This is a genomic window from Tenacibaculum retecalamus, from assembly GCF_027941755.1.
GTDB lineage: Bacteria > Bacteroidota > Bacteroidia > Flavobacteriales > Flavobacteriaceae > Polaribacter > Polaribacter haliotis_B.
In genome coordinates this window covers 1,959,523-1,973,977 of the sequence record NZ_CP115916.1, presented here as the reverse complement: position 1 = coordinate 1,973,977, position 14,455 = coordinate 1,959,523, and the positions used below count along the sequence as shown (strand labels likewise).

10 protein-coding genes are annotated in these 14,455 nt (G+C 32.2%); 5 read left to right on the top strand and 5 right to left on the bottom strand.

Translation table 11 applies throughout. The features are described 5' to 3' along the window. The first annotated feature begins 74 nt into the window (after nt 1-74). From lpxD to ettA, 3 genes are all read left to right on the top strand, one after another. The gene (gene lpxD / locus PG912_RS09325; protein ID WP_275687328.1) at nt 75-1,061 is read left to right on the top strand and encodes a UDP-3-O-(3-hydroxymyristoyl)glucosamine N-acyltransferase; all 987 of its coding nucleotides are present in this window, start codon (nt 75-77) and stop codon (nt 1,059-1,061) included. A 121-nt stretch (nt 1,062-1,182) separates the two neighbouring features. Then, nucleotides 1,183-1,359: a CAL67264 family membrane protein gene (locus tag PG912_RS09320; RefSeq protein WP_260586890.1), complete on the top strand. Its 177-nt coding sequence runs from the start codon at nt 1,183-1,185 to the stop codon at nt 1,357-1,359. A 19-nt stretch (nt 1,360-1,378) separates the two neighbouring features. Further along, nucleotides 1,379-3,070, top strand: a complete 1,692-nt coding sequence (ettA, locus tag PG912_RS09315; RefSeq protein ID WP_275687327.1) for an energy-dependent translational throttle protein EttA — start codon at nt 1,379-1,381, stop codon at nt 3,068-3,070. A 400-nt stretch (nt 3,071-3,470) separates the two neighbouring features. Here ettA and PG912_RS09310 read toward each other — a convergent pair whose 3' ends face one another. From PG912_RS09310 to argS, 3 genes are all read right to left on the bottom strand, one after another. After that, entirely contained in the window at nt 3,471-3,923 is a 453-nt protein-coding gene (locus PG912_RS09310; RefSeq protein WP_275687326.1) for a heavy metal-binding domain-containing protein, read from the bottom strand. A 70-nt stretch (nt 3,924-3,993) separates the two neighbouring features. Further along, complete coding sequence (gene lpdA / locus PG912_RS09305; protein WP_275687325.1) at nt 3,994-5,382, bottom strand: dihydrolipoyl dehydrogenase; 1,389 nt, start codon at nt 5,380-5,382, stop codon at nt 3,994-3,996. Between the two features lie 230 nt (nt 5,383-5,612). Beyond that, nucleotides 5,613-7,388 (bottom strand): arginine--tRNA ligase, encoded by a 1,776-nt coding sequence (argS, locus tag PG912_RS09300; protein WP_275687324.1) that lies wholly within the window; start codon nt 7,386-7,388, stop codon nt 5,613-5,615. 177 nt (nt 7,389-7,565) lie between these two features. On the opposite strand from argS, the gene PG912_RS09295 reads away from it, so the two are divergent. Beyond that, nucleotides 7,566-8,093 carry a YkgJ family cysteine cluster protein gene (locus PG912_RS09295; protein WP_275687323.1) on the top strand — a complete coding sequence of 176 codons (528 nt, stop codon included), beginning with the start codon at nt 7,566-7,568 and terminating at the stop codon, nt 8,091-8,093. A gap of 84 nt (nt 8,094-8,177) precedes the next feature. On the opposite strand, the gene PG912_RS09290 is transcribed toward PG912_RS09295, so the two are convergent. Together PG912_RS09290 and PG912_RS09285 are read right to left on the bottom strand one after the other, a co-directional pair. Beyond that, nucleotides 8,178-9,101 (bottom strand): PorP/SprF family type IX secretion system membrane protein, encoded by a 924-nt coding sequence (locus PG912_RS09290; protein ID WP_275687322.1) that lies wholly within the window; start codon nt 9,099-9,101, stop codon nt 8,178-8,180. Then, a complete protein-coding gene (locus PG912_RS09285; protein WP_275687321.1) occupies nt 9,098-13,462 on the bottom strand; it encodes a T9SS type B sorting domain-containing protein in 4,365 nt (1,454 codons plus the stop codon). The genes PG912_RS09290 and PG912_RS09285 overlap by 4 nt, the downstream gene beginning before the upstream one ends. Nucleotides 13,463-13,603: 141 nt before the next feature. Between PG912_RS09285 and PG912_RS09280 the strand changes: the two genes are divergently transcribed. Continuing rightward, complete coding sequence (locus PG912_RS09280; protein ID WP_275687320.1) at nt 13,604-14,443, top strand: sterol desaturase family protein; 840 nt, start codon at nt 13,604-13,606, stop codon at nt 14,441-14,443. Nucleotides 14,444-14,455 lie beyond the last annotated feature (12 nt).

Genomic DNA, 14,455 nt, shown 5'->3' with positions numbered 1-14,455 from the left:
CCTGCTTTTTTGCAGGATTTTTTTTGTTAGATAATTAAATAGTATTTTTAGCAAACTAACTACAAAAAACCAAGATGAAATTATTTACAATAAAAGAAATTAATTCATTATTAAACGGAGAATTAATAGGGAATTGTTCTGAAGAAATTACCGCTCCAGAGCAAATAGAAAAAGCAAAAAAAGGTCAAATTACTTTTATTGGAAATAAGAAATTCGCGCGTTTATGGGATAGTTCTAATGCAAGTGCAGCAATTATAGATGCTAAAATAGAAATTGAACCAGGAGTTGATAAAGCATTTATAAAAGTAACAAATGCCGATCTAGCAATGGCAAAATTATTGGAAGCATTTCAAGAAAATGGGCCTCATTTCGAAACTGATATTCATTCAACGGCAGTAATTGATAAAACAGCAAAAATAGGTGTCGGTTCTAAGGTTGGTGCTAACACGTATGTTGGTAAAAATGTGGTTATTGGAGATGGTGTTATTTTGTACCCGAACGTTTCAATTTTTGATGATACGACTATTGGAAACAATACTGTAGTTTGGTCGGGTACCGTAATTAGAGAAAGAAGTATTGTAGGAAATGATTGTATTTTTCACGCTAATGTGAGTATTGGCGCAGACGGCTTTGGTTATAGACCAAGTGAACATGGTTTAACTAAAATTCCGCATATAGGAAATGTTGTAATTGGTAATCAAGTTGAGGTAGGCGCAAATTCATGTATCGATAGAGGTAAGTTTAGCTCTACTGTTTTAGGCGATGGATGTAAGATTGATAATTTGGTTCAAATCGGTCATAATTCGGTATTAGGTAGATTTTGTATCATGGCAGGAAATAGTGGATTAGCAGGGTCAGTTACCTTAGGTGATGGTGTTGTTATTGGCGGAAGTGCTTCTATAAAAGATCATACAACAATTCATTCAGGCGCAAAAGTAGGCGCAGGATCTGGAGTAATAGCAGATGTTGCGGCAGGAAAGACAGTAGTTGGTTACCCAGCTGCAGAAGCTCGTGAAATGATGAAACAATGGGTAGCTTTACGTAAGTTAGCTAGAGGATAAAAATAAAAAGAGCATAAAAAAATCTTACTATTTAGTGAGATTTTTTTATGCGAATTATTTAAAGAGAGAATAAATCCCGATATTTGCAATTCACATTTTTTATAAAAAGTAAATTATGGCAATGAATAAAAATACTGTCCTAGCTTGGGCAACGTTTATAATGATTTTAATAGGTCTTTTACTGGTATGTTTAGGAGCTTTTAGATACGATGAAGTAGCTGGCTATGGATTTGCAGCAGTAGGTTTAGGTTTCTTTGCAAATGCATGGGTTTTTAATGCATTAAAAGGAAGAGTTTAATTAATAAAAAAACAATAAAATGTCAGACGATAAGAAGGTCATTTTTTCAATGAATAAGGTTTCAAAGACCTTTCAAAGTACTAATAAACAAGTTTTAAAAGATATTTATTTAAGTTTCTTCTACGGAGCCAAAATTGGTATTTTAGGTTTGAACGGATCGGGTAAATCTACCTTATTAAAAATCATCGCAGGAGTTGAGAAAAATTTTCAAGGAGATGTAACTTTTTCACCAGGATATAAAGTTGGTTATTTAGAGCAAGAGCCTAAATTAGATGATAGTAAAACAGTTATCGAAATCGTAAAAGAAGGAGTTGCTGAAACGGTTGCTATTTTAGAAGAATACAATAAAATCAACGATATGTTTGGTTTAGAAGAAGTGTATTCTGATGCAGATAAGATGGATAAGTTAATGGCACAACAAGCAGAGCTTCAAGATAAAATTGATGCTTCTAATGCTTGGGAACTAGATACGAAGTTAGAAATTGCTATGGATGCTTTACGTACTCCAGATGGTGATACGCCAATTAAAAACTTATCGGGAGGGGAAAGAAGAAGAGTTGCTTTATGTAGACTTTTATTACAAGAACCTGAAATTTTATTATTAGATGAGCCAACTAACCATTTAGATGCAGAATCTGTTCACTGGTTAGAGCACCATTTAGCGCAATATAAAGGAACTGTAATTGCAGTAACACATGATAGATATTTCTTAGACAATGTTGCAGGTTGGATTTTAGAATTAGACAGAGGTGAAGGAATTCCTTGGAAAGGGAATTACTCTTCTTGGTTAGATCAAAAATCTCAAAGAATGGCACAAGAAAGCAAAACAGCTTCTAAGCGTCAAAAAACATTAGAACGAGAATTAGAATGGGTTCGTCAAGGAGCAAAAGGTCGTCAAACAAAGCAAAAAGCACGTTTGAAGAACTATGATAAATTGATGAGTCAAGATCAAAAACAAACTGATGAGAAATTAGAAATTTATATTCCTAATGGACCTCGTTTAGGAACCAATGTTATTGAAGCGAGTGGCGTTTCGAAAGCATTTGGTGATAAATTATTATATGATAATTTAGAGTTTAATCTTCCGCAAGCGGGAATTGTTGGAATTATCGAGCCAAATGGTGCTGGTAAAACCACCATTTTTAAAATGATTATGGGAGAAGAAACTCCTGATGACGGAAATTTTAAAGTAGGTGAAACTGCTAAAATTGCCTATGTAGATCAAGCACACTCTAATATCGATCAAGATAAATCTATTTGGGAAAACTTTTCTGAAGGACAAGATTTAGTAATGATGGGAGGAAAGCAAGTAAATTCTCGTGCATATTTAAGTCGTTTTAATTTCGGAGGAAGTGAGCAAAACAAAAAAGTTTCTACATTATCTGGTGGTGAGCGTAACCGTTTGCATTTAGCGATGACTTTAAAGGAAGAAGGAAACGTTTTATTATTAGATGAGCCAACAAACGATTTAGATGTAAATACATTAAGAGCCTTAGAAGAAGGTTTAGAAAACTTTGCAGGTTGTGCGGTTGTTATTAGTCACGATAGATGGTTTTTAGATAGAATTTGTACACATATTTTAGCTTTTGAAGGAAATAGTGAAGTGTATTTCTTTGAAGGTGGTTTCTCTGAATATGAAGAAAATAAGAAGAAACGTTTAGGTGGAGATTTAATGCCGAAACGTATTAAATATAGAAAATTGATTAGATAATTAGTTACTATATATTACAATAAAAAACAAAAACTCGAAGCTAGCATACTTCGAGTTTTTTCTTTCCTTTTCATTTAACAATTCTCCCACCAATAATTAAAACTGTTTAGTAGATAGTTTTTCATAGTTTGTGATTTGTGTTAAAGCATTGTTAAATGCAATAAGTGTGCCGAAACCATAATTAAATATTGCTTTTATTAAGTATTTGATAATTAATTTGTTTTTAAATATCAATTAGCTAGTAATTTGTTAGTTTTGTGTGTTTTATGATAAAATAAAAATAAATTTAAAATACTCAATTTAATAGAGTTTCATAATAAGCTAAGTTGATTAATTATAGAAATAAAAAAACCGAAGCAAGCTGCTTCGGTTTTTTTATTTCTATAAATTGTGTAAGTCTTTAACTATGAAAAGCAGCATTATGTGCTAAATCTCCAGCACAACTTTTACATTTACCAGCAGCATCTCCGCCTCCTGCACAACCATTAGTACAAGTATAGTGGTATTGGCCTGCAGCATTTGGTCCGGCAGCAGGTGGTGCTACAGGAGTTGATATTGGTGTTGTAGTAGGTGTTTGCGGTGTATTATGAAAACCTTGGTTATGTGCAAGTGCTGTTTTACAAACGGGACAAGCGCCTTTAACACCAGAAGTTCCTCCTTTACATTTTTTTGGACATATATAATGGGCTCCTCCTACAACACTCGTTGCAAGATTATTATTGTTTGGAAGTGTAGGAATTGGGCGTTCGTTAAAAGGAACGTTTAATGGGTGTGTAGCAGCTTTTTTTTCTTCTGTTTTACAAGAATAAAAACATACAATTAATAAAGCGAATATTGGGATTAATTTTTTCATGCTCAAAGATATAAAAAAAACCTCGCCCAATAAATAGGCGAGGTTTCAATTATATAAATTTTTAAGAGTCTTATAAGTGAATCACTTCATCATAAGCATCAGCAACAGCTTCCATAACCGCTTCACTCATTGTTGGGTGAGGGTGAATTGTTTTTAATACTTCATGACCTGTAGTTTCTAACTTACGCCCTAAAACAGCTTCAGCAATCATATCGGTAACTCCGGCACCAATCATGTGGCAACCTAACCATTCACCATATTTAGCATCAAAAATCACTTTTACAAATCCGTCTGGCGTTCCAGCTGCAGTAGCTTTACCAGAGGCAGAGAAAGGAAATTTACCAACTTTTAATTCGTATCCTTTTTCTTTAGCTTGTTCTTCGGTTAAACCAACAGAAGCAATTTCTGGAGTAGCATAGGTACAACCAGGAATGTTTCCATAATCGATCGCTTCAGTATGTACACCAGCTAATTTTTCAACCAAAGTAATTCCTTCGGCAGAAGCAACGTGTGCTAATGCAGATCCAGGAGTAACATCACCAATAGCAAAATATCCAGGAATGTTAGTTTGGTACCAGTCGTTTACTAAAATTTTATCTCTATCAGTTATAATTCCAACATCTTCTAAACCGATGTTTTCAATATTCGTTTTAATTCCAACAGCCGATAATAAAATATCTGCTTCTAAAGTTACTTCTCCTTTTTTGGTTTTTACAATAGCTTTTACACCATCACCAGAAGTATCAACAGACTCTACAGAAGAACTTGTCATTACTTTAATTCCCGCTTTTTTGAAAGAACGCTCCATTTGCTTAGAAACATCTTTATCTTCAACAGGAACAATATTTGGCATAAATTCAACCACAGTAACATCAGTTCCCATTGAGTTGTAAAAATGCGCAAATTCAACACCAATAGCACCAGAACCTACAACTATCATAGATTTTGGTTGGCTTGGTAAGCTCATTGCTTCACGATAACCGATTACTTTTTTACCATCTTGTGGTAAATTTGGTAATACCCTAGAGCGAGCACCAGTAGCAATGATAATATTATCAGCACTATATTCAGTTACAGATCCATCTTCAGCAGTAACATTCACTTTTTTACCAGTTTTAATTTTACCAAAACCGTTAATGATGTCAATTTTGTTTTTCTTCATTAAAAAAGAAACACCTTTGCTCATTCCTTCAGCAACACGACGACTACGTTTAATAACCGCTTCGAAATCTTTATCGATTGCTTCTGCCTTTAAACCATATTGATCAACATGTTTTAAGTAATCGTAAACTTGAGCAGATTTTAACAATGCTTTGGTAGGAATACATCCCCAGTTTAAGCAAATTCCACCTAAGTTTTCTTTTTCAATTACTCCAACTTTAAATCCTAATTGAGATGCTCTAATTGCAGTTACATATCCTCCAGGATCACTTCCGATTATTAATACGTCGTATTTCATGTGTATGTTTTTATTGTTGTTTGTTTATTCTTATTATTTATGTCACTTCGACTGATTACATTTTCAGAATCATATCGATAATTTGGGCGTTCGAGCGGGCTTTCACTACTCGCTTTTTTAGTTTTGTTCTCGATACAAATTTATTCATTCTTCATAAGTTTACTCGAACTGACAACTAAAAAGAGCTCAAACAAGCCGTTCAATCCCTAACGCGTGTACTTGTTAGGTATCTACATTCTCTCAGGAACCTGAATTCCTAACAATCCAAATGCTGATTTTATAGTATCGGCTACCTTTTTAGATAACTGAACTCTAAATACTTTTTTATCTTGATTCTCTTCTCCTAAAATATGTACGTTTTGATAAAATGAATTAAATTCTTTTACCAACTCATACGTGTAATTAGCAATTACTGCAGGTGAATAATTCTTCGCTGCTTGCTGAATTATCTCAGGATATAACTCTAATTGTTTTATTAATTCTTTTTCTTTAGCATGTAATTCAATTGTAACTTCTTTAGAAGAGTCAAAATCTGCTTTTCTTAAAATAGATTGAATCCTAGCATAGGTATATTGAATAAAAGGACCTGTATTTCCTTGAAAATCTACCGATGCTTTTGGATCGAATAAAATACGCTTTTTAGGATCTACTTTTAAAATAAAATATTTTAAAGCGCCTAATCCGATAATTCTATATAGTTCTTCTTTATCTTCATCAGAATAACCTTCTAACTTTCCTAATTCTTGAGAAATCGTACGCGCAGTATTTGTCATTTCATCCATTAAGTCATCAGCGTCAACAACTGTTCCTTCACGAGACTTCATTTTTCCAGAAGGTAAATCTACCATTCCGTAACTTAAATGATGTAATTGCTCTGCCCAAGAATAACCTAATTTCTTTAAAATTAAGAATAATACTTTAAAGTGATAATCTTGCTCGTTACCAACGGTGTAAACCATTCCACCAACATCTGGCATGTCTTTAGAACGTTGAATTGCAGTACCAATATCTTGTGTCATGTAAACTGCTGTTCCGTCTGAACGTAACACCAATTTTTCATCTAAACCATCATCCGTTAAATCGCACCAAACAGAACCATCTTCTTTCTTATAGAAAACACCATTTTTTAGTCCGTCATCAATAACATCTTTTCCTAATAAATAGGTGTTGCTTTCGTAGTACAATTTGTCAAAATCTACTCCAATACTCTTATAAGTAACATCAAAACCTTTATAAACCCAAGAGTTCATTGTTTCCCAGAGGGTAACAACTTGTTCGTCTCCAGCTTCCCATTTACGTAACATTTGTTGTGCTTCAATAAATAAAGGAGCTTGCTTTTTAGCATCATCTTCAGAAATTCCTGAAGCTATTAAAGTCGCAATTTCTTTTTTATATTCTTGATCGAATTTTACGTAATAATTACCAACTAATTTATCACCTTTTAAACCTGTTGATTCTGGAGTTTCTCCTTCTCCAAACTTTTGCCAAGCCAACATCGATTTACAAATATGAATACCACGATCGTTAATAATTTGCGTTTTGTATACTTTTTTACCTGAAGCTTTTAAAATTTCAGCAACCGAATATCCTAATAACACATTACGAACATGTCCTAAGTGTAAAGGTTTATTTGTGTTTGGCGATGAATACTCTACCATACGAGAAGAATCATCCGCCGAAGGCGAAATAAACCCGTAAGTAGTATCTGTAGCTATTTTATTAAAGAAATCAGTATAGAAACTATTTTCAATTACTAAGTTTAAGAAACCTTTTACCACATTAAAATTAGTGATTTCAGTAACGTTTTCAACTAAATAAGCGCCTAAATCGTTACCTATTTGAACTGGATTTCCTTTTTTATACCTTAAAAGAGGAAAAACCACTACGGTGATATCTCCTTCAAAATCTTTACGAGTTGCTTGAAATTCTACACTAGGAATTTCAATATTATATAAGGCTAAAAATCCTTCTTTTACTTTGGTTTCTATTAAGGTTTGTATGCTCATTAGTTGTTGAAAATTGAAGTGCAAAATTACATAATTTATTTGGATGATATTTAAACTGATTCTAACAATTTATATGGTTAGTTTTGCAGTAAGTTTTGTCTTTAATATTTCTGAATATTACTTCAGGTAATTATGCATTAATTATTAGCATCGAAACTTCTTCTTAAAATAAAAATTATGGATAAAGATTTAGAGAATTTAGAAAAGTTAGCAGCAGACGTAGAAAAGCAAAATAAAAAATACTTTGCCACTATAAAAAAGCGAGTTCCTAAAAATTTTGATGTTGTAGTACAAGATATACATGAGAAGGAATTTGCAAAAACTGATTGTTTAGATTGTGGTAACTGTTGTAAAACTACGAGTCCGATTTTTACAGATAAAGACATCGAGCGTATTTCTAAGCATTTAAAAATGAAGGTTCGTGATTTTGAAGCACAACATTTAGAGCGTGATTCTGATAATTTTATGGTGTTAAAAACAGCACCATGTTCATTTTTAGATGAAAGTGATAATTCTTGTTTTATTTATGATGTGCGCCCGAAAGCATGTTCAGAATATCCGCATACAAATCGTAAGAAATTTATTCAAATAGCAGATTTAACAATAGCAAATACAGCTATTTGCCCTGCAACATACAGAATTGTAGAAGAGCTTAAAAAACGTTTGCCAGTTAGATCTAACGAGAAAATAAAAAGATTAGGTTAATATTATATTTGTTTTAGCTGTAAAAAGCATTGAATTTTTACAGTTAAAACAAATGATATAATTTTTAATGCTTGCTATTAACTGTTAAAAATAACAAGATTCATGTTGTAGCCATCGACCTTTTCTTTTTAAGTCAAAATCAATATGAAGTACAATTTCGTGAGAATTAAAATTATTACTTAATCCTGTTAATTTAGTGTCGTAAGCATATCCTATTCGGTATTTTTCATCAATAATTAATGCAAACATTACGCTTACAGAATCGTCATAACGATACGAAATACCTGCTTCTAAAAAATTGTCGTAAAGGAAGTTAGTATTAAAATCGATAGAGATAGGAAGGTTTTTAACATGTTTTACCATGGTAGATGGTTTAAATAAAATATTATCTGTTAATTTTAATCGCACTCCACCTGTCATAAAATAACTCATGTTACTAGAAAGCACTCCAGTTGATGAATTTTGTTGTATTTGAAATTGAGGAGTTTTTAATAAGTATGGTATTGAAAAACCGACAAAGTATTTTTTAGTATAATAATAGGCACCAAATCCAATGTTAGGATAATTTCCGTTTGTTGAATTATAAGTTTCATTGTCTGGTGTGATTCCTTCAGATAAGTTATCATTAAAAAAAGTAATACCTCCTTTTAATCCAAAAGAAAGCCTTGTATATCTCGACATTATTAAGGTGTATGAGGCATCTACATTTATATTGGTGCTTTCTGATAAACCTACTTTATCATTTATAACAGTTGTTCCTATGCCCAAACCATTATTTGTTCGTCCGTTAATAGAAAAAGTATTAGTCGTTGGTGCACCTTTTACACCAGCCCATTGTTGGCGGGTTAATAAAGACATATTTAAATCTGACCTTGCACCAACGGTAGCAGGGTTTATAATTTGCATATTGTATAAATATTGCGTGTAGTGTGGTGTTTGTTGAGCCGCACAGATAATACTATAACAAACAGTAAATACGGTTAAGAATGCTTTTTTTGTAAATATCATCTTATAAGTTGTATAAAGTTTGTTTTAACTTTTGCTTTACCATCATTAAAATCTAACGTGTAATAATAAACCCCAGCTGGTACAGGTTTTCCATTGTAGTTTCCATTCCACCAAAGAGGTGTTGTTCTTCCATTATTATTGTAGTTATATATTTCACTTCCCCAACGATCATAAATTATGAGTTTAAAGTTTGGGAAACCTTCAATTCCAGAAATTTTAAAGGTGTCACTTTTTCCATCGCCGTTAGGTGAAAACAGATTAGGGACATCATTATCTTTAATAGTACCTCTGCTTATTAATGTTATTGATGGGGTTGCGATAGTTATTTGCAATAGCATAGTTTCTGTATCCTCGTTTAAGGTGTCGTCAATTGTTGTAATAATTTGTGTTATACTTTCTGTATTTGCAGGAATAACATTGGTGGTTGGTATTGTTTGATAATCTAATGATCTTGTAGTTGTTTCATCTAAAGTAGCTATATTAAGAAAAATAGGTGCATAGTTTTGCATCGGATTTAAACTAGCATTTAAAAGTTTAATTTCAAACATAAATGGTTCACCTTCTGTTACAGTTAGATCTTCTACTTGTATTATTGGATAAGGGTCAATATCAACAATACTTCCTGTTTTTTGTAAATCCTGTATGCCTACATTATTACTAATAACGGTTCCGATTACTATTAGATTCTCTATATCAGGTTCATTTATATTGTCGACTATTGTAGGAATATTAAAGGAAATATTTGTATTTGCATTAGCAGGATCAAGAGTTCCATCAATAGTTAAGTTTGTTGTAACGCTAGTATAATCAAAAGGTTCTACAGCAATGTCGTTACTTGTTTGAATATTAATACTTATTGGGGTAGAAGAAGGGTGGCTAATTGTAATTGTATGCATTAAATCGACACCTTCGTCTTCTATAGAATTGTTCATGGTAATGGTAGGTGGTGCTTCATTATCAATAATAGTTGCAATTCCTGAAATATCTGTATTTACAGTGTTTGTAGATGTTATGGTTCCGGTTATGGTAAAAAGCTCATCGAGTTCATGAATAGCATCGTCTAATGAAGGCATTGAAAATATTGCGGTTTCTTGAAATGCAGGAATACTAAAAGTGGAAGCGTTAATTTGATTATAATCATATGGATCAGTAGCTATAGTATATTGGCTAGTTGTAGCTGTTCCGTCACTACTTGAAAAATTAATATTTATTATTGAGGCACTTTGAGTTAGAACAGCATGGTCGTTTTTTGTTACTAATGAAATAGTAAAAAGAAGAGGATCGCCTTCATTAGCAGTTACATTGTTGATGAGTACAAAAATAGCATTAGTTTCTCGCCAATCTCTTTCAGGATTATCAGTATTATCAATATCAGGAAAATCAGTTGGAATTTGATTGTTTGTAGGGTTAACAAGATTATCATCATTGTCGTAAGCATTATCTAACCCATCGTTATCTGTATCAGAATTTGAAGTTATTGTTTCGGGTGTTCCATCGTTATTAAAGTCCCACCCTTCAATATAATCATCACGAATATCATTGTCTGAGTTTAAATCGATATAATCGGGGATAAGATCTCCATCTGTATCTATAGGTGTTATTCCGTTTGGGTAAGCAGTATCAACACCTGTTATTAAATATGTATTATTTGGTGGTGTATAACTAGTTGTGGTTTGTGCTTCTATGTTATCAACAATGCCATCATTATCAGCATCAATGTCTATATAATCAGGGTTTCCAACAGCATCAGTATTTAGAATTGTATAGTTAATGCCGGTGGTTGGTGTGTCGTTATTTTCAATAGTATTATGCAGTCCGTTACTACCTACATTCATGTCTGTTTTACCTTCGAAACTGTTGTTTAAATGCCCGTTTCCAACTTCATCAATATCATAAATTCCATCATTGTCACTGTCAAGATCAAAATGATTAGGTATACCATCATTGTCAAAATCAAAAATATCTACAACACCATCATTATTTGCATCCATATTAAAGTCAGTATCTTTATAATTAGGAATAGAATCAGCATCGTGATCGTCTAGTGGATCTAGACCATTATATTCATCAATATCTCTAATTGTATCGTTGTCGTCATCAATATCTATCTCATTAATAATTGTATCATTATCTGTATCTGTAGAAACATTTACAGCTATTATTCCTGTTGAGTTTGCATTGTTGTTTAATGGATCAATAGCTGTAAACTCGGCAGTATTATTACCAATGCATTCTTCCTCAAAAAGAACAGAAAATTGGATAGTAATGGTTTCATTGGCTTCTAAAAGGCCAGAATTACCATCAAAAAAATTAATATCAGAAGTACCATTGTAAGATGGATTTAATACGGGATTTGTAGTTGCTGTAGAATTTTGAAAAAATGGAGTGCTAACTGAAAGAATATTTCCTCCACAAATAGCATTTAAGTCATCTTGTAATTGTAAATGTTTAATTTGAACAGCGCTACTGGTATTGGTTATAGTAATTTGAAAAGTAAGTTCTTGGTGTTCTAAAATTCCATTAGGTTGTTCATCAATCAAAGAAATAATTTTTTCGGTTGATGACGAAGCACTAAATGAAAATCGCATACTAGTAGTAGTGCATGTACATTGAGAAGCAGATGAAGCGACTCCTGTTGGAGAGGAAGTAGTATAGTAACGATCTAAATGATTTCCTAAACTATCTGACCAAGTGGTGTATGAATATCTTCTAGAGTTTGTTAAAATGGTTTCATCAAAGTCGTCTAAATTACCTTGTGTTTGTGATATTTCTAACTGATCAAAAGAATTGGCATTTGAAGATGAAATAGGGGCTATATGATAAAATATTTCTAAAATTATAGTTTCTCCTGCTGCTAATGAATTGTTAGTGGTTAATAAGAAGGAATCTGTATCTCCGTTATAATTAGGGTTGATGGTTACGGCTGGATCAGAAATTTGAGAAACAACGATATTGTTAAAATTGATTCCGTTATCAATAAAATTACCTAAGCCCATGTTATAATTTACATTTGTAGCAGTTCCAGCTCCTTCATTGGTAATAATTACTCGGTTGTTATAATCAAATGTACCATCAGAGTTTACGATAGGATTGGTTTCAGGTACATGTAATGCAGCAGCAATAATAGCTTCTGTTGTATGAAAATCTGATATAGAAAGATTTTCAGTAGCATTTCCAATAGACGAACTAACATTAAAAATTGTATTAAAATCAATACCAGATCCTGAAGGTGTAGGATTAGGGCGTCCGTTACAAAACGGATTAATTGTAACACAAAATCTAATATTTATAGATTGTCTTGGGTATAAAACAGCGTTATTAATCGTAGCGCTATCAAAAATTGCACTTGATGTTAGGTTTAAAAAATTGGGATTTACATTTGTTGTGCCGTATTCTAAAGGATATGGATTGTTTACGTAATCTACGGTTCCTGATGTGGTTATCTCCATTTCACTAATTTCGGTAACACAACCATTACCAAAAATAGCTTGTAAATCATTTGTTAAATTAATATTACGAATAAGATTTGAAGCATGATAATCTCTAGCGGTACTTGTATTTGTTATCGACATTTCATAGAGTATTCTATATTCATCATTAACAGTATAGCCTTGATTACAACTCTCTATATTACTTATCTCAATTAAATCGGTTATGTTTTCAACAGTTAAATATAAATTAGCAGTAGTTGTATAAGTACCATCAGAAATAGTGTAGGTAATAGTATCAACATTACCTGTGTAATTAGTGTTAGGCGTAAAATTATAACTACCATCTGTATTTAGAGTAATACTACCTTGACTAAAATTGGCTGTTTGACCAGCAACAAAATTAATACCATTAATAGTAAAAGAAGTAACTGTTAAAACATTGTTATCAGCATCTGTATCATTATCCAGTACACCAGGAGCATTTACAGATAAAAGCGTATTTACTTCAGCGGTGTCATAATCATTAAAAGCTTCGGGTTCATTTTCATTTTCAACTGTTATTTGCAGGTCTGCAGTAGCAGAAAACGTACCATCAAAAAGGGTATATGTAATAACGCTTACCATACCAATATAATTGGTGTTAGGAACAAAATTATAACTACCATTAGCATTTATCGTAATGGTTCCTTCACTAAAAATAGCCGTTTGTCCTGCGGTAAAATTAATACCGTTAATGGTAAATAAAGTAATAGTTAAAGGGTCGTTTTCTAAATCAGTATCATTGTCTAGTAATCCAGGAGCAGTTACATTTAAAACGGCGTTAATATCAATTGTATTAAAGTCATTTATACCATTAGGAGGTGTTTGTGCTCTGCTAAATTGAGAAAATAGTAAGCAAAAGATTAAAATAGTATAACAGCCTTTTAGCATAATTTTGAAATGAGTGGGTAAATAATAATCGCAATTTATGATAATTAAAATAATTATTCATCATAATTTATAGACAACTGTTTGTTTAGTGAAAATTTATTTTTGTAACTTGTTTCCTAATTATTTGATAAATATTTTACATTGGAAACCCTTATTCATTATTTTGAGACGATACCGTCTAGTCATCGAAGTTTAATTTTAGTTGGCGGAATTACTTTTTTTTTGTTATTAGAAAGCGCAGTACCATTATTTAGTTTTAAATATAATAAATGGAAACATGCTTTTCCGAATTTGTTTTTTACAGCAACTACCATTGTCATCAATTTTACATTAGCTTTTTTATTATTAAAAACAGCAGATTGGGTGCAAGTAAATAATTTCGGATTGATTAATTGGCTTCCGGAAATGCCATTGTGGTTATATGTAGTTTTAGGTGTGTTGTTTTTAGATTTCTTCGGAGCATATTTAGCACATTTTACCGAACATAAAATTCCAAAACTTTGGATGGTACATTTGGTGCATCATACCGATCATGAGGTAGATACAACTACAGCAAATCGTCATCATCCTTTAGAAAGTATTATTCGTTTTACGTTCACATTAATAGGTGTTTTGTTAGTGGGTACGCCAATTGCAATTATAATGCTGTATCAATCAATGTCGTTAATTTTTACACAGTTAACACACGCAAATATAAAAATGCCTAAAAAGTTAGATAAGGTGTTGAGTTATATAATTGTATCGCCAGATATGCACAAAATACATCACCATAATATGTTACCATACACGGATTCTAACTACGGAAATATTTTTTCTATTTGGGATAGAATTTTCGGAACTTATATGGAGTTTGATAGAGAAAAAATTGTGTATGGTGTAGATACTTTTCCAGATGCGGAAAAAAATGCCAGTTTAAAAGAGTTATTAAAACAACCTTTTGTTGGTTATAGGAAACCAACTAATTTAGATGAGTTGGATTAAGATTGTAAAACG

Excerpts from the sequence above, each read along its gene's own strand:
- lpxD (WP_275687328.1), top strand. The coding sequence starts at position 75 with ATGAAATTATTTACAATAAAAGAAATTAATTCATTATTAAACGGAGAA.
- PG912_RS09320 (WP_260586890.1), top strand. The coding sequence starts at position 1,183 with ATGAATAAAAATACTGTCCTAGCTTGGGCAACGTTTATAATGATTTTA.
- ettA (WP_275687327.1), top strand. The coding sequence starts at position 1,379 with ATGTCAGACGATAAGAAGGTCATTTTTTCAATGAATAAGGTTTCAAAG.
- PG912_RS09310 (WP_275687326.1), bottom strand. The coding sequence starts at position 3,923 with ATGAAAAAATTAATCCCAATATTCGCTTTATTAATTGTATGTTTTTAT.
- lpdA (WP_275687325.1), bottom strand. The coding sequence starts at position 5,382 with ATGAAATACGACGTATTAATAATCGGAAGTGATCCTGGAGGATATGTA.
- argS (WP_275687324.1), bottom strand. The coding sequence starts at position 7,388 with ATGAGCATACAAACCTTAATAGAAACCAAAGTAAAAGAAGGATTTTTA.
- PG912_RS09295 (WP_275687323.1), top strand. The coding sequence starts at position 7,566 with ATGGATAAAGATTTAGAGAATTTAGAAAAGTTAGCAGCAGACGTAGAA.
- PG912_RS09290 (WP_275687322.1), bottom strand. The coding sequence starts at position 9,101 with ATGATATTTACAAAAAAAGCATTCTTAACCGTATTTACTGTTTGTTAT.
- PG912_RS09285 (WP_275687321.1), bottom strand. The coding sequence starts at position 13,462 with ATGCTAAAAGGCTGTTATACTATTTTAATCTTTTGCTTACTATTTTCT.